Below are 21,107 nucleotides of genomic sequence, written 5' to 3' on the forward strand. Positions count from 1 at the left end.
CAGGGAAAATGCAGATGGCACCGGAATTTGTGAAAAACATATATCGCCGAGTCCGGCGGATGCGGAACCTGATGCTTCTGGAACAGGCCGCCCCTTCGGTCGATGCCTTTTTGGTGTCCTACCCGAAAAGCGGTCGGACCTGGTTGCGATATCTTTTGTCCTGTTATTTCGCACAGGTGGCGCATCTGGATTTCGAACCCGATCTACGCACAACCTTCCGCGTGCTGCCCAATTTTGACCGCGACGCCGAACGTGGCCTGCCGGTGTTTGTGGGCCGTTCGGACAAAATATCCCTCCCGCTGATCGCGGTAAGCCACCGCCAGTTTACCGCCCAGCTATTTGCCGGGCACCCGGTCATCATATTGGTCCGCGACCCGCGCGACGTCTGTGTGTCCGCTTATTTCCACGAGACCAAGCACAAGCACCGTTTTTCAGGCAGCATTGCCGAGTTTATCGAGGATGACACTTACGGTATTCCCGCCATCGTGCGCTATCATAATGGCTGGGCCACCGGCATCGAACGCAGCCGCTCGCTGGTCATCAGCTATGAAGATATGAGCAGCAACACCGACGCAACCGTTCGCCAAATCCTGGAATTTTTGGGTCAACCTGTCGACGAAGCGGCGCTGGCCAAAGCGATCGAACAAGCGCGGTTCAGCAAGATGCAGAAGACCGAGAAAAAGACCGGCATTCCGGGCCATGATTATGACCGTTCAGATGAAGACAGTCTGCGCGTGCGAAAGGGCAAGGTCGGCGGATTTTCCGACACGCTGAGCGAAGCCGAAGCCGAACGGATCATCGAGATTTGTCGCGACACCATGGGGCCGGAGGCAAAGACGCTGATGCACCGCAGCGGCATTGCACTCGATTGAAATCAGGTACAGCGGCTATGCACATCGTTTCGATCCTCACCAGCCTGACATCGGGTGGCGCAGAAATGCTCGTCGTCAATCTGAACAAGGAATATGTGGCCGCAGGACATCGCAGCACCATCGTCACGCTGGCCGATGCCGATAGCGTCGGGAACTCGCCGGAAATGGAGGCTATCCTGCATCAACGGATCGTCGACGAGGGCGGGGAACATATCTCGCTGCACCTTGGCACATCACGCAATCCGATAAAGGGGTGGCGCAAGATGCGTCATCTCGTTCGCCAATTGAACCCTGATGTGATTCACGCGCACACCGCAAGGGCGCTGCTTATGGTGATGGCGCATCCCGGCAAAGCGCCGGTGGTGTTGACCCATCATAATAGCAAGCTGAGCTTTCCCGTCGCTATGTTCAGGATATTCGACCAGATTGCCGATGCCTATGTTGCAATCAGTAAAGAGACCGAGACAATCTTTGCACAAAATGTAAGACGGCCCATCGCGTACATACCCAATGCCGCAAGCAAGAGTTTTTCCGCGTCCGCCCCACGCGCGCGCGCAAACGCTAGCGCGCAAATTTTGAGTGTCGGGACAATTTCGGCGCAAAAGCATTATGATCTGTTGGTCGAAGTGGCAGTCGCGCTGAAAAACCGGATTGGCATTGCCGCAATGCCGAAATTCATGATCGCGGGTAACGGCGTTGATCTGGAAAATATGCGGATGTTGGCGCAGGAACGCGGTGTTGCAGACCATGTGCATTTTCTGGGCGAACGGTCCGATATCGCCCAATTGATGCAATCGTCCGATCTGTACCTCAATAGCTCGCGCTATGAAGGTATGCCGGTGGCATTGCTCGAAGCGATGGCGAGCGGCCTTCCTATCATAGCCACAAAAGTCGCAGGCAATACCGAGCTTGTGGGGCACATGGAAAATGGCCTGCTCTGTGCTCTGGATGATGCACAAGACCTTGCAGGTGCCATTTCAAAACTAATCGACGATGATGCTCTGTACAGCCGCTGTTCGGCAGCAGCAATTGAGCGATCAAAGTCATTTTCCATCGAAGCGACATGCGCCAGTCACCTTGCGCTCTATCAAAAAATCCGCGGTGCTTAGGGTCGGGACGCCGAAAATATTATCCGATGTTCAAAGTATTTTCTGCAACTTGCGGATATGGGAAAGTCTATTTTAACTATATAAATTGCTGATTCGGTAGAGCAACATAGCATTATCATAATGGTTACCCGGTTTTTGACTTAACCGAGTTTGCCCCGCAAAATTTTTACTTGCTCCGTTCATTTGGCATTTCACACAATTTTTGTGTTTTGATTTGGAAATGCAGCGGAGGTTTTGATGAAGAGATTTTTTGGGGCAGTATTGGCAACTGGGTCGCTCATTGCTTTGCCATCGGCCAATCATGCAAATTATTCGTCGACATATAATCCATCGAAACTGCCTGCCGGGCAACAACGGTCTTTCCCGACGGCCGAAGGTTTCGGCGCGGCATCGGTGGGTGGCCGGGGGGGGCGTGTCATTCAGGTCACGACGCTCGCGGATTCCGGCGCCGGTTCACTGCGCGCCTGCATGATGGAGACAGGACCACGCACCTGCGTATTCCGGGTGGGCGGTACCATCGAATTATTGAGCCAGATCAAGCCGACATCAGGCTATCTGACTATTGCAGGACAAACAGCGCCTGGCGATGGTATCGCCATCAAGAACCATCCCAATAATCTTACAGGATCGCCGCTATTCTTCAACGCGCCGCATAACATCATCCGACATATTCGCGTTCGGCCCGGGCCGACAAATGGCGTCAAGCAGGATACCACCGACGCCATAACCGTCGACAGCCGCGCCGAGAACACAATTTTGGATCATGTTTCCCTGTCATGGGCAACCGACGAACCGTTTAACACGACCAAGGCCGCGTCCAACATCACCATCCAATGGTCTATGGTGTATGAAGGCCTGAGCCGTTCAACGCATAAGTCAGGTGAACATTCCAAAGGCATGTTCCTTGAAGGGAATAATATCACCGCGCATCATGTATTCATGGCCCATGCCACCGACCGCATGCCCAATGCTGGCGTCGGCTCACGCGCGGATTTTGTGAACCTGATTTCCTACAATATGCGTGAAAAAGCCCATCAGTATTTTTCGATGAAGCAGAAAGAGGCGTTAAGCACCAGCGGCCTCAAGCGTCAGGCCAATATCGTCGGTAACTGGGTTTCGATGGGGCCAAGTTCGCTTCGCGGTACGGCTATTTTCGGTGGGAATTATGACGAACAATATTCGACAAATCCTGGAAACGCCGAATTCTTCCTCTACCAGAATGTCGATGGACGCCGCCGCACGAACACGATTGATGACAGATTGTTCATGGATCCGATGGATTGGAAATATGTGAAAAGCCAACCCATTGGTGCATTGAGCGTGCAGTTGTTCAGTTCACCCGATCAAGCGGTAAGAGATATCACCGCATTTGCAGGGGCCTTCCCCCGCGATGCATCGGATCGCCGTGTGCTTCAAACCTTCCTGGGCTGCACTGGACGTATCATCGACAGCCCGAATGATGTGGGCGGTTGGCCGACCCTGCAATCTGGCGTCGCTTATACCGATAATGATCGCGATGGCATGGACGACAATTGGGAACAGCGTCAGAATTTATCAAGCGCAACCGCTGATGCCGATGGTGATGGCTATACCAATTTGGAAGAGTTTCTCAACGAATTGGCGGGCGATCAGGACAGCTATGGCAATCTGGTCAACCGCGTTGGAACCGGAAACGGAAGCGTCCCCGCACCCAATTGCGGGATCGCCATCTAAGGTCAGGGATTGCAGGAAACTGTCGTAAATCCCTGACTGGGAATGCGGGTTTTCGTCAAAGGAAAAAGGAATAGGAAAAAGTAGGGAATGTTTTGCCTTGTGGCGCAAAACCTTTTTTCTTCTGTGACTTATTCCGTTGAGCGAAAAGCGCGGCCATGGGCAAAATGGGTCAAATCCTTCGGACGTCAAATTGGCGAAGATATTTATGAGTTCTCGGCCTAATGCGGGAGCATGAGGGTTTATGCCGCCATGCTCCCTTTTACCTTCCGATATTCTAACCCGCCTCGATATTACCAGCCAAAGCTGACGCCGACACGGCCTCCGGTTGAACGTTTCACGGTTGAACCTGCGATACCACCGGTGATCCAGATATTTTCCTTCACCTGCGCTACCAATGCGCCGGAGAAGCCCTGTTCGCCGCGGTAGGTCGCAAGGTTGAACGTTACCGACACCGCTTTGTCAGGTATCAACAGGGTGCCGCCCAGCGCCATGGCCGCAGCGATGCCGCCATCGGCTTGGCGTGCCTTTCTGTTCAACCCTTCGACCTGCGTGTTGATATTGCTAAATTCGCTGGTCAAATCCGCCACCGATTTCTGTAAATTGGTGATGTCGGTGGTGGAGAAGGTTGAATAAGCAAGGTTGCCGAACGAATCCCCGGTGACCAGCTTTGTAGTGCCGGTTTGCGCCGCCGTGCTGGCGGCTGAACCGAGGCCTGCCATGGTGACAGTCGTCGTCGTGTTACCCACTGCGATCTGATTTTCGCGGGTGGTGGTCGCCCCTTGACCGATTGCAACGCTTCCGGCCTTGGTCGCAGATGCGCCATTACCGATCGCAACCGTCAAGGCTCCTTCCGAATTGGCGCCATTACCCAGGGCAATCGCGCCTGCTCCGTTGGATTTCGACCCTGCGCCAATCGCAAGTGCCGCTGCACCCGTTGCGTTCGCATTGACGCCGACCGCAAGTGCGTCCTTGGAATTGGCATTGGCATTTTCACCCAGCGCAATCGCGTCTTCACCCGTTGCTTTGGGTTTGGTGCCCGTGCTGTTCACTTCCAAATATTGGGTGCGTTCCAAGGCGACAGTCGTATCCCGTGTTACGTTGGTTACGAGATCCCGAACCGCAGCGAGCTGTCCGCCATTAACGGCTTCCTTGCTGCCTGCGGCGACAAGACCATCGGCCACGTTGACGATTTTGCGTTCCGCACCCACCGCGCCGACCGAGACGACGTTGGACTGATTGGCTGACACAACCGACCCCGCACCCAGCGCCACGCTGTTTTGTGCCGCCGCATCAACAGTGGCCCCCTGACCCAACGCAACAGCTTTTTCGCCGGTGGCAAAGCTACCCTTGCCAATGGCGACCGCATCCGCGCCTGTTGCGGTTGATTTGCCGCCGATGCTGTTCACCGTGACAAAGGGATTGAACGATTGGGTAATCGCCCGGTTTACCTCGGCAAGCAATTGCGCGCCATTGACCGCGTCGGTGCTCGTTTCGCTAATCAAGCCTGCTTTTACATTGGTGATCTTGCGTTCGGCCCCTGCCGCACCGACCGAGACGACACCATCCTCGTCAGCCACAGATCCCGTTCCAAGCGCGACACTATTGTCGCCATTGGTCGTTGCGTCTTTACCCAATGCAATCGAGTCGACGCCATTGACCGTGGCTTTGCCCGACGTGCTGCTGGTGATGAAGAACGGATTGACACCCGCAATGACACCTTGCAACGCCTCGGTCAGTTGGGCGACATTGACTGCTTCAAAATCCCCTGAGCCTCTAGCAACGTTTACAATCTTACGTTCAGCGCCGACCGCGCCAATCGACAGGACATTCGCTTCATTTGCGACCGACCCGTTGCCAAGCGCGATACTGTTACCGCCTGCGGCTCCAACTGTTGCCGCTTTACCAAGGGCCATGGCATTCGCAACGCTGACAGTTGCGCCGGAACCGATGGCGATATTGTCCAAATTGGTCGCCGACGCGGTGTCGCCAATGGCGATGTTGCCCGCACCCAAGGGCACCCCGGCTGCATCAACAGCACCCGCCGTGGCGCTATCACCTAAGGCAATGGCCGATTTACCAAAGGCCTTGTTCAAATTGCCCAACGCCAGCGTTCCATCGCCGATGGCCTGATTTTCATCACCCCCCGCAAAGGCGCCCGTGCCGTTTGCGACATTGGGATCACCTATAGCGACCGCACCTTTTCCAGTCGCCCGGTTGCCCTTGCCGATGGAAACCGAAGCCCCGCCCTCGGCAATGGCTCCATTCCCGATAGCAACCGAATCTTGCCCGGTCGCCTTTGAGCCTCCGCCAATAGCAACCGCATCTTCGCCCGTAGCCGATGCAACAAGATCCTGGCCAACGAGGCTCTTGACCGAAATCCAGGGCGAGTCTTCATTCAACGAATTATTGATATTTGTCACCTGATTGGCAAGTGTCTGCAACTGCGCGCCATTAACCGCATCGGTGCTATCCAGTGCCAGACGACCGGCGGACACATTGACCAGCTTGCGGGTACTTAATGTAGTGCCGAAGGATACGGTGTCATCTTCCAGAGCAACCGAGCCTGCGCCCAGCGCGATGCTGTTTTTTACGGTCCCCTCGATACGTGCGTCTTTACCAATGGCAACACTGTTAAGTCCCGCAGCAATCGTGCCTGCACCCAGTGCAACCGCATCCGCGCCCGCCGCACTCGCCGCCGTCGCACTAGCAAGGCTGCCAACCGCCAAGAACTTCGTGTCCGCCGTGATGTTGGTGATATCACCTTCAAGCGTCGTGATATCGCCTTCTATGGTCGTGATGCTGCTGTTCACACCCGCAATCTGGTCAAACAGCTGGTCTGCATTCACCGCATCCGTGCTGCCATCGGCCAATGTCCCTGCAGCAACATTGATGATCTTGCGCTGCAATGTCGACGAACCCACAGACACCACGTTCGCGACACCTGCAATCGAGCCTGCGCCCAGAGCAACGCTGTTGTTACCCACAGCACTCGCCGAAGCACCCATCGCCAGCGAGTCCGTACCCGTTGCAACCGGCTTGTTCGCAATATTCGTGCTCTGCGATACAAAGAACGGATTGGCCGCGCCCACCGCGCCTGCAATCGCTGTATCCAACTGACCCTTGTTGACCGCATCGGTCAGATCAGTACCCGCCGCCACATTGGTCAGCTGACGCTGACCACCTGTTGCCGTCGTCCCGAACGACACCGTTCCTGCTGTCCCTGCCAAAGGCACACGATCTGCAACCGAGCCTGCGCCTATCGCCACGCTGTTCGATTGCGTGACCGAAGAGCCAGCGCCCAAGGCGATGCTGTTCAGCACATCAGTGTCGAGTATCTTTGCGCCTGTCCCAAGCGCAAGGCTGCCAACCGCATTCACTTCCGCGTTCAGGCCCAGGGCAACACTGCTGGCTCCAACCGCCTTGGTGCCTGCACCCAGTGCAACCGCATCCGCGCCCGCCGCACTCGCCGCAAGCGCTGTATCAAGGCTGCCCACCGCCAGGAACTTCGTGTCCGCCGTGATGTTGGAGATGCTGGTGTTGATATCGCCAATGTCAGTGGTGATGTCCGTGATCTGGTCACCAATCGTGTCACCAAGGTTGGTGATGTTCAAGTTCACACCCGCAATCTGGTCAAACAACTGGTCTGCGTTCACCGCATCGGTGCTGCCATCGGCAAGGTCGCCTGCTGCCACATTGATGATCTGGCGCTGCGATGTCGACGAACCCACCGATATCACATTATTCTCGCCCGTACCTGCAATCGAGCCTGCACCCAACGCCACGCTGTTGTTACCCACAGCACTCGCCAAAGCACCCATCGCCAGCGAGTCCGTACCCGTTGCAACCGGCTTGTTCGCAATATTCGTGCTCTGCGATACAAAGAACGGATTGGCCGCGCCCACCGCGCCTGCAATCGCTGTATCCAACTGACCCTTGTTCACCGCATCGGTCAGATCAGTACCCGCCGCCACATTGGTCAGCTGACGCTGACCACCTGTTGCCGTCGTCCCGAACGACACCGTTCCTGCTGTCCCTGCCAAAGGCACACGATCTGCAACCGAGCCTGCGCCTATCGCCACGCTGTTCGATTGCGTGACCGAAGAGCCAGCGCCCAAGGCGATGCTGTTCAGCACATCAGTGTCGAGTATCTTTGCGCCTGTCCCAAGCGCAAGGCTGCCAACCGCATTCACTTCCGCGTTCAGGCCCAGGGCAACACTGCTGGCTCCAACCGCCTTGGTGCCTGCACCCAGTGCAACCGCATCCGCGCCCGCCGCACTCGCCGCAAGCGCTGTATCAAGGCTGCCCACCGCCAGGAACTTCGTGTCCGCCGTGATGTTGGAGATGCTGGTGTTGATATCGCCAATGTCAGTGGTGATGTCCGTGATCTGGTCACCAATCGTGTCACCAAGGTTGGTGATGTTCAAGTTCACACCCGCAATCTGGTCAAACAACTGGTCTGCGTTCACCGCATCGGTGCTGCCATCGGCAAGGTCGCCTGCAGCAACATTGATGATCTTGCGCTGCGATGTCGACGAACCCACCGATATCACATTATTCTCGCCCGTACCTGCAATCGAGCCTGCACCCAACGCCACGCTGTTGTTACCCACAGCACTCGCCAAAGCACCCATCGCAAGCGAGTCCGTACCCGTTGCAACCGGCTTGTTCGCAATATTCGTGCTCTGCGATACAAAGAACGGATTGGCGTCAGCTACAGCAGCGATTAATTGTCCCACATTGACCGCATCGGTCAATTGGGTACCGGCGGCCACGTTGATCAGCTGGCGTTGGAAAACAGGGTTGGTTGCAGGATCGCCGTCACCGTCGATATCAAAGACATCATTACCAAACGACACCGCATTACCGCGGTTTGCAAACGAACCAGACCCAAGCGCGACGCCGTCTTTTGACGTTACTGTGGAGCCAAACCCAAGGGCCAGGCCACCTTCGACATCCGCGCGTGCCGCTCCACCAAATGCAGTGGAGCCTAAACCAGAGGCCCCAGAGAATCCACCTAATGCAATAGACAATCCGCCGCTGGCGAAGGAGGCTTCCCCGATTGATATAGCCTCATCACCACTTGCGCCTAAGTCATTGCCGGTATTGGGACCAGTTGTGTCAGCCGCCAAAAGACCGATACCAATGGCAATCGAATTGCGGCCTGACGCAAAGCTGTCGGCACCAATTGCGATTGAGCGTGAGCCGAACGCATCGGCGTTGACGCCAAATGCCAATCCAGCAAAACCGGATGATACGGCCCCATTACCCATCGCGATCGACGCAGTGTTCAATGCTTTTGTATTGATCCCCAATGCCAGAGAAGCAGCGCCACTTGCGTCGGCAAGATTACCCAAGGCAATTGCTTGCAAATTGGAGGATTTTGCATCGCGGCCGATGGCGATGGCGTCGGTTGTCTGGAATGGCGCGCCAGCCGCAGTATCGACAATCTTTGCGCCTTTACCCAGTGCGATGCCGTTGCTGGCCCGCGCGTCGACCGATGCCCCTTCACCTATCGATATGGACGCCAGCCCCTTGGAGTCCGCATCGGCCCCCATGGCCAGCGAATCGGTGCCAGTGGCGCTGGCTGCACGGGCCACGTCGATGGTCTCTGCCGCGAAAAACGGGCTGGAGCCGCCGCTGATATTCGTGATCGTGTTGTTCACCTTTGCGATCTCGTCAAACAACTGGTCCGCATTCACAGCATCCGTGCTGCCGTCGGCCAATGTTCCCGCTGCCACATTCACGATCTTGCGTTGGCCGCCCGCTAATGTGGTACCGACCGAGACGGTGTTTGCGGCATCAGCCACAGAGTTCGCGCCCAAGGCAACCGCATTTTTCGCAGTTACCCGCGTGTCGGAGCCGATTGCGACCCCGCCTTCGGCAGCAGCAGAGACGTTCGCGGTTTTACCGATGGCAATCGCACGAAGACCATCGGCGGCTGTTTCTTCACCCAAGGCGATGGCATCATCACCGCTTGCCGAAGCAGGATCTTCGTTGCTGTTCACCGCGAGAAATTGCAGTTCGATTTCGGTGGCTTGGATCCGGTCCCCCAGCGAGGTTTCCACCTCAGTTAACTGGCCAACATTGACCGCGTCGGTATCGGCGGTGCCTCTGGCGACATTCACGATCTTGCGTTCTTTGCCCTTTGCACCCACAGAAACGGTACCGCTTTCGGTGGCGACCGAGCCCGCGCCCAGCGCGACGCTGTTGTCCGCCTCGGCACTTGCCGATTTACCAAGTGCGATGGCATCCGCCCCGCCCGCGACGGCTTCGTCACCTGTCAACACAAATTGGCTGTTGATGGCAAGGAAAGGGTTGGCAAGTTCGGTCCGCAACGTATCGATTTCGGAGAATAACTGGTTGCCGGTGACCGCATCCGTGCTGCCCAAGGCGACGATACCGTCGGCCACATTCACCAGCTTGCGTTCCGTACCCAGCGCGCCAATTGACACGGTGTTTTGTGCATTGGCAACAGAACCTGCGCCCAAGGCCACGCTGTTGCGTTCGGTCGCCCGTGCGCCATTGCCAACGGCTACAGCGTCATTACCCGCCGAACTGGACCCGAGACCCACCGCTACGCTATTCACCCCGGCCGCGTTACCACGCAAGGCGATGGAATCCACACCCGTGACGGTTGCGCCTTTACCCAAGGCAAGACCGTTGGCCGCGGTTTCCGAAACATTCGCGCCATCGCCCAAAGCAACGCCGGATTCTTTGAAAACCTTCGCACCTGTGCCAATGGCAACGCCGTTGGTGGCAACGTCCGTAGCGAGCTTACCCTTGGATACGTCAGCGCCATTACCAATCGCGATGGCACCGACGGAACCGGAACCGATTTTTGCGTTAATCCCCAAAGCGGTGCCGTTCACACTGGCAATATTTGCATTCGCGCCAAAGGCCGATGCGCCATCGACATTTGCCTGACTGCCCTTGCCAACTGCAGTTGCGGAAATGCCGAGCGCGGTTGCGGTTGAACCAAGCGCCAAGGCATCTAAAGCCCCCGCGCTGGAACCAAGCCCCACCGCTACGGCGTTCGTCCCCGCCGCACTGCCGCGCAGGGCGACAGCATCTGTACCCGCAGCTGTAGAGCCAAGCCCCATCGCTACGGCGTTCGTCCCCGCCGCACTGCCGCGCAGGGCGATAGCGTCCGCGCCCGCTGCATTGGCGTTTTTGCCCAACGCGAGGCCGTTTGTGGCAGTGTTTGCCACCGTCGCGCCGTCACCCACGGCGACGCCGGATGCGGCGTTCACCTTGGACAGATTACCCAGTGCCACACCGTTCACGGCGGCAGGCGATGTGCCGACGGTGGTGACTTGCGAACCTGCGCCAATTGCGACGGAGTTGGAGGTGGCGGCATTACCACGCAGGGCGATGGCATCCTGCGCCGCCTGTGCGCCGTTCCCGACCGCAACCGCATTTTCTGCATTGGCCTTTGCATCAAAGCCAATCGCCGTGGCGTTTTTACCACCAGCCGCGGCATCCGCACCAAATGCCGAAGCGCCTTCAAAATCTGCGTCACTGCCTTCACCGACAGCGGTGCCCGACAAGCCCGCCGCGCTGGCCAATTTACCGATGGCGACCGATTCCAAACCTTCGGCGACGGTGTTGGCACCAATGGCGACACCGCTTTGCCCTTCGACAAACGCGTCCAAACCAATTGCAATGGATTCATCTGAACTGGCTTCTGCGGACGCGCCCAGCGCAACGCTGTTCTTGCCGGTCGCCGATGCTTCAAAACCAACGGCGGTCGCGCGGTCGAACAGTTGCTTTCCATCGAGGTCAACGCCCACCCTACCCGCAACGGATCGCGCGCCAATGGCGATAGAGTTATCCGAATCCGCACCTGACCCGAAGCCCATTACAATGGCTTGAATCGCCGAATTGCCAATTAAAGTGTTCGCACCAATCGAAATAGCCGACAGGCTTTGTGCCTGTGCGCCATTACCAATAGCAACGGTTTGAATGCCCGAAGCGATCGCTGCACGCCCTATACCGACCGCACTTTCGCCGAAAACTTCCGTTCCCGCACCGATGGCGACGCCCCCCTCGCTATTTGCTTTCGCCTCATTACCCAGGGCCAACGCAAAAACGCCGGACGCACTGGAATTGACGCCAATCGCCATTGCTGCGTTCTGTGCCGCGAGGGACGGGATCTCATCGCCGTTAACATCAAGCGTGAATGCCTCGGCCGTGGCATTTAGACCAATCGCAATAGAGCCTTTTCCCGTCGCGACTGTGCCTGCACCGACACCAACTGCATCATCATCAACCAAGGGCAATGCCCCGGTGGAGGGGCCATATTGGAAATATTTGACGGCGTCTTCCAACTGACCCACCGTTGCCGCGTCGGACAGGTCGATACCGTCGGACAGGTTGACAAGGCGGCGTGTGAAGTGGGTGTTTGCGGCTCCGGTGGAATTTCCGATGGATACCGTATTGGCAAGATTGGCAGTGGAATCATTACCTAACGCCACCGCATTATCCGCTCCAAAGATAACTTCGGCACTTGCACCAATGGCAACAGTATCTTTTGAGGCGGCTTTTGCGCTTGCGCCTATCGCCGTAGCGGCAAATGCGGTTGCTTGTGCATTAGATCCAATTGCAGTGGCCGCCGTTTGTGTCGCGTCCGTAAGGTTACCGATCGCGGTCGCCCCCAATGCTGACGCGGTCGCCTCATTGCCTATGGCAGTTGTGTTCTCCTCAGATGCCTTAGCATTAGCACCCAATGCCGTCGCGCGGAAGCCATCAGCTTGCGCCCCTACACCGCATTCGGTCGCAGTGTCCGACTGAAACGGGTTACCACTCGCATCTGTACCAAATTCGCCAATGTTACATTCCACCGTACCATCCGCCCAAACCGGCGGCACGATCAGGGCTATTCCCCCCAAGGCCAAAGCCGTTGTTGATGCCCGTAGCAACAGCGTATGTTTTTTGGCGCCCATCGGTAATAACTCCCTGTCTTGCCCAAAGCCCCCATCCACGGGGCGGTTTGCGACATCAAAACCCCGCAAACAGATTCGGAATTCTGATTTATCCACAGGGTGTTGCCAAACATTGTGGTGCTATGTCAATATACATTGTGATGCTATTTATATGTCGGCTGAACATGGGGTGTATGGTTCTGGTGTCGGCGGGGTTGGGGTTTTTCGTCAGAAGGAATAAGGGAAGGAGGAATAAGATGTTTGCTTTGAGGGCTGCCGCCCTCTTGATAATCTTCGTAGCCTTCGTGTGAAATCTTCTCCCCATGGAATCCCAATTACCCGTCACCCCTCCCGCAGGCGGGAGGGGGATTGGCACCTTCATTGACTCGACCAATTCTACTCTCTCCGCGAACTCCGCGCACTCCGCGTGAACCAAAAACACAGCGCTAATTAGGTTCACGCGGAGTGCGCGGAGAGCGCGGAGAAGGTAGATTTCATCCTGAACCTTGGCTCTCCTCCCGTTGAATCCTATTTACCCGTCATCCTGAACTTGGTTCACCTCCGGTGACTGCGTTCAGGGTGACGGAGATTTGGGATTCGGGGCGGCGGGAGCGTGATTTCGGCCTTCTTGCTCCCCTCCCGCTTGCGGGAGGGGCTGGGGGAGGGTGACACGGCGAAGTCGCAAGGCGGACCTACGGCCCGCCCCTCCCCTAACCCCTCCCGCACGCGGGAGGGGGATTGGTTTGTGCGACGATTTGGTGATTAGGCGAAGCTTTTTTACTCTCTGCGTTCCTCCGCGGTCTCTGCGTGAACCCATCAATCCTTACGTCTTTTGGTTCACGCAGAGGCCGCAGGGTTCGCAGAACTATCCTTTTCAAACACCGTCACCCCGAACTTGGTTCACCTTCGGTGACTGCGTTCCAGGGTCTATCTATCAGCCCGTTTCTGCCTTGTCGTGGCACGCCGAGTGGCGACGTGCGGTTGGGCTTGCTTTCTTACTGTGGGTGTGCGGCGCGATGGACCCTGAAACAAGTTCAGGGTGACGGGTTTGTGTCGGTGGAAAGGGGGAGGTCGGGCGATACCCTCACCGTTGTTGCCCCTCTGCGCTGCGACTAGCGAATAAATTCGCAAGTCTCGCCCCTCTCCCTTGAAGGGGAGAGGGAGAGGTCGGGGATTGATCTCACCGCCGAGGCCCCTCTCCAACTGCGCCTAGGCCTGTCGGCCAAGGCTTCGTATCCTCTCCCCTGAAGGGGAGAGGTCATGCGCTTTTTCCTCTCTCCTTTAGGGGAGAGGTACGTAGTCTTATGGCTTTAGCCATTAGACGAAGTGGAGAGGGGGAGTTGGCGCACCACCTTTTCGATATTGCTTTGTTCCCCGTAACGGTTATCCATAAACAATGAGAAATCAGACCCTTATTGAAAGAGCAAAGCAAATGCGGCGAGAGTCGACGCCGCCGGAGCGGGCGTTGTGGGCGCGTTTGAAATCCGACCAACTCGATGGAGCAAAATTCCGTCGGCAAGTTGTAATCGGACCTTATATCGCCGACTTTGCGTGTCGTTCCCCAAACATGATCGTGGTCGAACTTGATGGCGACACGCACGGCGCGCAATTGGAATATGACGCGAAACGGACGCGCTATCTGGAGGGCATGGGTTACCGTGTTTTGCGTTTTTCGAACCGGGATGTGTTGCGGGATAGAGAGAATGTACTGGCGACGATTTGCGCGAATCTAGCCGTCACTCCCCTCTCCGCTGCGACTAGCGAATAAATTCGCAAGTCTCGCTCCTCTCCCCTGAAGGAGAGAGGGAGAGGTTGGGCGCTGTCCTAACCGTTGTAGCCCCTCTCCAACTGCGCCTAGGCCTTGCGGCCAAGGCTTCGTATCCTCTCCCCTGAAGGGGAGAGGTTGTGGCGGGAAATTGGAGGCCCGAGCCGGAATCGAACCGGCGTGCAAGGATTTGCAATCCTCTGCGTCACCACTCCGCCATCGGGCCTCTGGAAAGCATATGCTTTATACAGCGATGCTGTATGTGGTGAGCGCGGGCGTCTAGCGGCTTGGGCGGATCAAATCAACCGGCAATCTGTGCCTTGCCCGCCACAAAGGGCGGAAAAAATGCCATTTGCATGGGCAGGTTGGGCGTTTGTCTGAATCCCGCTTGGCGATTTGCCTTGTGCTGGCTAGAACCGAAAGAAAAGGCTGTATTGTATTTGCAACACAGTTATGCCACATGGCGCGGAAAGTAATGGAAAAATCCTGATGGAATCTGTGAGTTTTGAAGATATGCGGCGGGCGATGGTCGATTCCCAGTTGCGGACCAATGGTGTGACGCAGGCATGGGTCCTGGCCGCGATGGGCAGTGTGCCGCGCGAAGATTATGTGCCGGTATCGCATCACAATGTGTGCTATACAGACCGTGCGATCCCGCTGGATGACGGGACGGTGCTGAATCCGCCACTGGCCACCGCCCTGTTGTTGCAGGCGGCCGACATTCAGGCGACCGACAAAGTTCTTTTAATCGGCGCAAGCGAAGCAGGGGCGCAGGGCTATGTTGCTGCGCTGTTGCGGGCCCGTGTTGCCGGCCTGACCAGTGCCAGCACGGCCAATTGGGCCGATGCGGGCCACGCTGCGCCTTATGATGTGATCTTCATTGACGGCGCGGCGCACTTGGTGCCTGACGCATTGCTGGCGCTGGCCGAAGAAGGAGCGCGGTTGGTGACGGGCATTGCCGATGGCCCGGTTACACGATTGGCCAAGGGCTATATCCATCAGGGACAGGTTGCATTGAAAGCATTTATCGACAGCGAAATCGCGCCACTGGCCGCATTTGCGCGCAAGCCGGAATTCACATTTTGACCCCGCGCCGGTTTAGTGTCGCCGCGCTGCTTTGTTCGGCGCTTGTCAGCGGGCCTGTCGCTGCGGATACGTTGCGCGATGCGCTGGTGTCGGCTTATGAAACCAACCCCAATCTGACCGCCGCGCGTGAAGGGCAGAAGGCGACTAATGAAGGTGTGCCGCTGGCCAAGGCCAATGGCCGCCCTGATGTCAGCATACAGTCGACCTATTTCGAAAATATCATGCAGGACAGTGGCTCTTCCGTCACGCAGGCGCGCGGGATAAGCGCGAATGGGACGATATCTGCGCCTGTTTATGCAGGGGGCGGCATCCGCAATGCGGTGCGCGCCGCTGAAAACCGGGTTGAGGCAGGCTTTGCCAGTCTGCGCGGTACCGAAAGCGCGATTTTTTCGGCGGTGGTCGGCGCATATATGGACGTTATCCGCGACGAATCGATTGTCGATCTGAACCGGGCGCAGGTCGGTGTGCTTTCGGTCAATCTGGATGCGACACGTGACCGATTTGAAATTGGTGACCTGACCCGGACCGATGTGGCCCAATCCGAAGCACGGCTGGCGCTGGCCACCAGCAATCTTGAATCGGCGCGGGCGAACCTCATCCGGTCGAAAGAAATCTATATCCAGCTGGTCGGGCGCGAACCGGGGCAATTATCTGCGCCGCCTCCCTTGCCCAATTTGCCGGACACACCCGACAATGCCGTGAATGTCGCGCTGGAAAATAACCCCGACCTGATCGCCGCACGGGAAGCGCGGGAAGCGGCCGGTTTTGACCGGCGGGCCGCCAATGCGTCACGCCTGCCCACGGTCAGCGTTTTCACCACGCCTTCCTATAGCAATGCCTTGGATTCTATTTCATCGCGAATCCCTGGATTTCAGGCAGACAACAAATCCTTCACGGCGCAGGCCGGGGTGCGGGCGACGATCCCATTGTACCAGGGCGGTCAACCTGCGGCGCAAATCCGGCAGGCACAGGCCCGTTTGGGGCAGGCACAAGAACTGGAAATCGCCGCCGAACGCGAAGCGATTGCCCAGACCCGCGCATCCTATGCCAGCTGGAAAGCGGCCAATGACGTCATCGTCGCGTCGGAACGGGCGGTTTCGGCCAACGAGCTGTCGCTGGAAGGAACGCGCGCGGAAAACAGCGTGGGCAACCGGACGATATTGGACATTTTGAACGCCGAGCAGGAATTGCTGAACAGCAAGGTGCAATTGGTCACGGCACGGCGCAACGCCTATGTCGCAGGCTTTACCCTATTGGCCGCGATGGGCCGTGCCGAGGCGCGTGATCTGGGCCTTGAAGGCGGGGTTTTATATGATCCGGTGGCGGAATATGAAAAGGTCGACAATGCGTGGAACGACCTGTCCACATTGCCCGATCCAACCACAAAATCGACGCGCACCGTTGACACGCCAGCACAAAAAGCAGAAATAGAGCCGCTTCCGACCCAAATGAGGAAGTAATAAACAAAGCTATGGGGAGCTTTAACTATGGCCGAGGGCCGGAATGAGCCATCAATGGATGAGATTTTGTCGTCGATAAAACGCATTATTGCAGATGATGACCGCGCACGCCCCCTATCGGCGAAACGTGCTGCCAAGGACGCGCCTCTGGATGCGGAGGACGAGATTCTGGAACTGACCGAGGCCGCCACCGATTCGGAAATGGACGCGGCGGACGAAGTGCTGCTCGATGACAGCAAGGCCCGCAGCCTGCGCCACAGCTTTTCCGCGCTACAGACATTGTCCGAACCCGGCGTTGCCCCGCAAATCGTGCGTTCGGGCGAAACCTCGCTTGAGGGGCTGACCCGCGACCTGTTGCGCCCGATGTTGAAGGACTGGCTCGACACCAACCTGCCGCCGATCGTCGAAGCGATGGTCGAGCGCGAAATTAACCGCATCACCAAAAAGGGCTGATGCGCGCCGCCCGGGCTTTGGCGATTGCACTGGCGTGCACGTCAACGCCGGTATTTGCCCAAAGCTTCTATGTCGAAACCGGCCGCATCGTCGATGTCGCCAGCGGCCAGATGTTGAGCGGACAATGCGTCACCATCGAAGCAGACCGGATCAGCGCGGTTGCACCCTGCGGCCCGACGCCAACCGGCGCGCAACGTGTGGACTGGTCGGCTTTTACCGTGTTGCCGGGCCTGATCGATCTGCACACCCATTTAGCCGACACCGGGCAAAGCGCGGATCTGGCGTTGCCATTGAAGACATCACCAGCCGGGACCGCACTGATCGGCGCATATCATGCCAAAGTGACGCTGGAGGAAGGCTTTACGACCGTGCGCGACGTCGGCACCTATCGCGGCCTGACAGATGTGGCGCTCAAAAACGCCATTAACGCCGGGCATGTCCCGGGGCCGCGGATGTTTGTCGCAGGGGCCTATATCACCATCCCCAAGGGCGGCGGTGAGCTGAACGGTGTTATCCCCAATGAACAGCTTCCCGCCGATATGCGGCTCGGCGTTGCCAGCACGCCGGAGGAAGCCAGGACAAAGACCGAGTTTCTGATTCAAAACGGCGCGGATTTCATCAAGACCATCGCCACCGGCGCGGTGCTGGCCATCGGCACTGAACCGGGCGAACCCGAAATGACCGAGGCGCAATTGCGCGCCGTTGTCGAAACCGCCAAAGCCAAGGGCATCTTCGTCACCGCTCATGCCCATGGCGCCATCGGCATCAAGAACGCGATTCGTGCAGGGGTGCGCTCCGTCGAACATGCCAGCCTGATCGATGACGAGGCGCTGGCTATGGCAAAGAAGGCGGGAACCTGGCTCGTCATGGATATCTACAATGGCGACTATATCAACGATATCGGCACCAAAGAAGGCTGGCCGGAGGAATATCTCCGCAAAAATCGCGAAACCACCGATGTCCAGCGCGCAGGTTTTGCCAAGGCGGTAAAGATGGGCGTCAAAATTGCCTATGGAACCGACAGCGGCGTCTATCCCCACGGCCTGAACGGGCGGCAGTTCGCCTATATGGTCCGCTATGGCATGACCCCGATGCAGGCCATCCAGTCCGCCACCATCCGCGCGGCGGAATTGCTGGGTAAAGAGGATATATTGGGCAGCATCGCCGTTGGCCGCTATGCCGACCTGGTCGCGGTCAAGGGCGACCCGCTGACCGACATCCGCCTGCTAGAAAATGTCGCGCATGTGATGAAGGACGGGGCGCTGGTGAGATAGACAGCAGCCCTGAATGCAAAAGGGCGGGGAAAACCCCGCCCATCTGTCTTTTTCAGAGCTGTTTTCCCGTTACACCATGGTAACCGAGAAAAGCAGGCCACTGAGCGCGATGGCGCAGATAAAGCTAGCCAATTTCTGCATGTTTCATTCCTTCTTCTGTGCCGCACAGCCACTTTGGCCGGGTCGTCCGTTCGAAGGCATCCTTTATATTTTTGTTATGCCGCCCAAATAGGGGGCAAAGGTTAAAACTCAATTGATATAGTAGACAAAGTAGTTGCAGTAATGTAAACATAGCATTGCTATGAGGGCGGTAATTTTCTTGCGCGTCCCCGCCGCGTTGACTAGCTTGGCCCCATGAAAAAACCCCTATTGATCGCCGCACTCATCGGCGCCACCACCCTGTCCGCACCCGCCTTTGCCCGTCCAATGACGGAAACGGATCTTGCCACGATGAAGCGGCTTTCAGGCACGGCCGCTTCGCCAGATGGCACGATGATCGCATATCAACTGCGCGAAACGGATCTGGAGGCAAACAAGGGGCGGACTGATCTGTATCTGCTTAAGCTCGGCACCCCCAAAGCGCAGCCCGTGCTATTCGCTTCCAAGCCCGACAAGAATGAGCATGACCCCGCCTTTGCCCCCGACGGCAAGAGCATTTTCTACATCAGCAATGAAAGCGGGTCGGACCAGATCTGGCGCTATGACCTGGCCAGCGGCACCACCACACAGGCGAGCAATTTCAAAACGGATGTCAGCGGTTTCAAGATTTCGCCCGATGGCAAGAAATTCGCGGTCTGGGGCGATATCGCGCGGGACTGCATGGAATTTGGCTGCGAAAAGGATGGCGACACGTCGAAGCCTGGCCCCGGCACGGGCCGCGAATATGACCAACTGATGGTCCGCCACTGGGACGCATGGGAAACACCGGGCAATTACAGCCGCATCTTCACCGTGGTGCTGGGCGCGGATAACAAGCTGGGTACATTGGGCGTGGCGATGGACGGCGATCTGGTCGGCGACGCCCCGTCAAAACCCTTTGGCGGCGCAGAAGAAGTCAGCTGGGCCGCCGACAGCAGCGCCGTCCACTTTGCCTTACGCAAGGCGGACGGCGACGAAGCCAAGTCGACCAATCTTGATATCTACCGATCAGGCCTGCAATCGCCAAAACCGATCAACCTGACCGCCGACAATGCCGGAACCGATACGACCCCCGCCGCATCGCCCGATGGCAAATGGCTCGCCTGGACCTCAATGGAGCGCGCCACCTATGAAGCCGACCGGCTAGTCGTCAAGTTGATGGACACAAAAAGCGGCAAGGTCACAGCGCTGACCGACGCATGGGACCGGTCCGTCGGCTCGCTCGCCTGGGCCGCCGACAGCAAGAGCCTGCTCGTCACCGCGCAGGACACGCTCGAAACCCCGCTCTACCGCGTCGACCTGAAGGGCAAGGTCACGCGCCTGACCGAGCGGGGCAATATCGCCGAGGTCGTGCCGCTGAAAAACGGTGGCATAGTCTATGCGATCAACAGCATATCTGCGCCGTCCGACCTTGTTCTGATGGACGCCAAGGGCAAGACGACACGGCTGACCAATGTCAACGCGCAGACATTCGCCGCGCTCGACCCGGTCAATTACCAGAAATTCGATTTTGCAGGAGCCAATGGCGATCAGGTGTTTGGCCAGATCGTCAAGCCACAGAACGCAACGGGCAAGCTTCCGGTCCTGCTGCTCGTCCATGGCGGGCCGCAAGGGACCTTCAACAATAACTGGTCTTATCGATGGAACCCCGCTGTCATGGCATCCCAAGGCTATGCCGTCGTCACGATCGATTTTCACGGGTCCACAGGCTATGGCCAGAAATTCACCGATAGCATCAACAAGAATTGGGGCGGCTGGCCGCTGGAGGATTTGCAAAAGGGCATGGCTGCGGTCGGCAAGATCGACAGCCAGCTTGATACCGCCAATGCCTGCGCGCTTGGCGGGTCTTATGGCGGCTACATGATGAACTGGATCGCGGGCAACTGGCCCGACCGGTTCAAATGCCTTGTGACCCATGCCGGTATTTTCGACATGCGCGCCATGGCATATGAAACCGAGGAATTATGGTTCGACCAGTGGGACAATGGCGGACCGTGGACGACGCGGACCGATGCCGAGAAATGGAATCCGGTCAACCATGTCGCCAAATGGAAAACCCCGACGCTCGTGATCCATGGTGAAAAGGATTACCGCATCCCCTATTCGCAAAGCCTGGCCGCGTTCACCGCGTTGCAGCAACAGGGTGTGGAATCCAAATTGCTCGTCTTCCCGGACGAGAACCACTGGATATTGAAACCCAAAAACTCGATCCAATGGCACCAGACCGTTTTCAAATGGGTCGATAAGCACCTGAAACCTGCCAAGTAAAGGCGAGCGCCGCAGGCTTTATTATCTCACACAAAGACACCAATATAG

General features: G+C 57.4%; 10 protein-coding genes and 1 tRNA gene. 9 read left to right on the forward strand and 2 right to left on the reverse strand.

The window, feature by feature from the left end:
• The first annotated feature begins 8 nt into the window (after nt 1–8).
• The 3 genes from EUU23_RS11235 (at nt 9) to EUU23_RS11245 (ending at nt 3,694) form a co-directional block, all read left to right on the forward strand.
• Nucleotides 9–872 carry a sulfotransferase domain-containing protein gene (locus EUU23_RS11235; protein ID WP_246156437.1) on the forward strand — a complete coding sequence of 288 codons (864 nt, stop codon included), beginning with the start codon at nt 9–11 and terminating at the stop codon, nt 870–872.
• 17 nt (nt 873–889) lie between these two features.
• Nucleotides 890–1,981 (forward strand): glycosyltransferase family 4 protein, encoded by a 1,092-nt coding sequence (locus tag EUU23_RS11240; protein ID WP_160354195.1) that lies wholly within the window; start codon nt 890–892, stop codon nt 1,979–1,981.
• A gap of 237 nt (nt 1,982–2,218) precedes the next feature.
• Nucleotides 2,219–3,694 (forward strand): hypothetical protein, encoded by a 1,476-nt coding sequence (locus tag EUU23_RS11245; RefSeq protein WP_160354196.1) that lies wholly within the window; start codon nt 2,219–2,221, stop codon nt 3,692–3,694.
• Between the two features lie 290 nt (nt 3,695–3,984).
• On the opposite strand, the gene EUU23_RS11250 is transcribed toward EUU23_RS11245, so the two are convergent.
• Nucleotides 3,985–12,636: a beta strand repeat-containing protein gene (locus EUU23_RS11250; protein ID WP_160354197.1), complete on the reverse strand. Its 8,652-nt coding sequence runs from the start codon at nt 12,634–12,636 to the stop codon at nt 3,985–3,987.
• Nucleotides 12,637–14,011: 1,375 nt separating this feature from the next.
• Between EUU23_RS11250 and EUU23_RS11255 the strand changes: the two genes are divergently transcribed.
• Nucleotides 14,012–14,383, forward strand: coding sequence for an endonuclease domain-containing protein (locus EUU23_RS11255; RefSeq protein WP_160354198.1), 372 nt, complete (start codon nt 14,012–14,014; stop codon nt 14,381–14,383).
• A 149-nt stretch (nt 14,384–14,532) separates the two neighbouring features.
• On the opposite strand, the gene EUU23_RS11260 is transcribed toward EUU23_RS11255, so the two are convergent.
• Nucleotides 14,533–14,606 (reverse strand) — tRNA-Cys (locus EUU23_RS11260).
• Nucleotides 14,607–14,833: 227 nt separating this feature from the next.
• Here EUU23_RS11260 and EUU23_RS11265 point away from each other — a divergent pair.
• The 5 genes from EUU23_RS11265 (at nt 14,834) to EUU23_RS11285 (ending at nt 21,059) form a co-directional block, all read left to right on the forward strand.
• On the forward strand, nt 14,834–15,466 hold the full coding sequence (locus tag EUU23_RS11265) for a protein-L-isoaspartate O-methyltransferase family protein (protein WP_246156438.1): 633 nt from the start codon (nt 14,834–14,836) through the stop codon (nt 15,464–15,466).
• Nucleotides 15,463–16,926 (forward strand): TolC family outer membrane protein, encoded by a 1,464-nt coding sequence (locus EUU23_RS11270; RefSeq protein ID WP_218939598.1) that lies wholly within the window; start codon nt 15,463–15,465, stop codon nt 16,924–16,926. The genes EUU23_RS11265 and EUU23_RS11270 overlap by 4 nt, the downstream gene beginning before the upstream one ends.
• A 27-nt stretch (nt 16,927–16,953) precedes the next feature.
• Nucleotides 16,954–17,379 carry a DUF2497 domain-containing protein gene (locus tag EUU23_RS11275; RefSeq protein ID WP_160354199.1) on the forward strand — a complete coding sequence of 142 codons (426 nt, stop codon included), beginning with the start codon at nt 16,954–16,956 and terminating at the stop codon, nt 17,377–17,379.
• Nucleotides 17,379–18,653 (forward strand): Xaa-Pro dipeptidase, encoded by a 1,275-nt coding sequence (locus tag EUU23_RS11280; protein WP_160354200.1) that lies wholly within the window; start codon nt 17,379–17,381, stop codon nt 18,651–18,653. Before EUU23_RS11275 ends, EUU23_RS11280 begins: the two co-directional genes overlap by 1 nt.
• 354 nt (nt 18,654–19,007) lie before the next feature.
• Nucleotides 19,008–21,059 carry an alpha/beta hydrolase family protein gene (locus EUU23_RS11285; protein WP_160354201.1) on the forward strand — a complete coding sequence of 684 codons (2,052 nt, stop codon included), beginning with the start codon at nt 19,008–19,010 and terminating at the stop codon, nt 21,057–21,059.
• Nucleotides 21,060–21,107 lie beyond the last annotated feature (48 nt).

This window comes from Sphingorhabdus profundilacus (genome assembly GCF_009769755.1).
GTDB lineage: Bacteria > Pseudomonadota > Alphaproteobacteria > Sphingomonadales > Sphingomonadaceae > Sphingorhabdus_B > Sphingorhabdus_B profundilacus.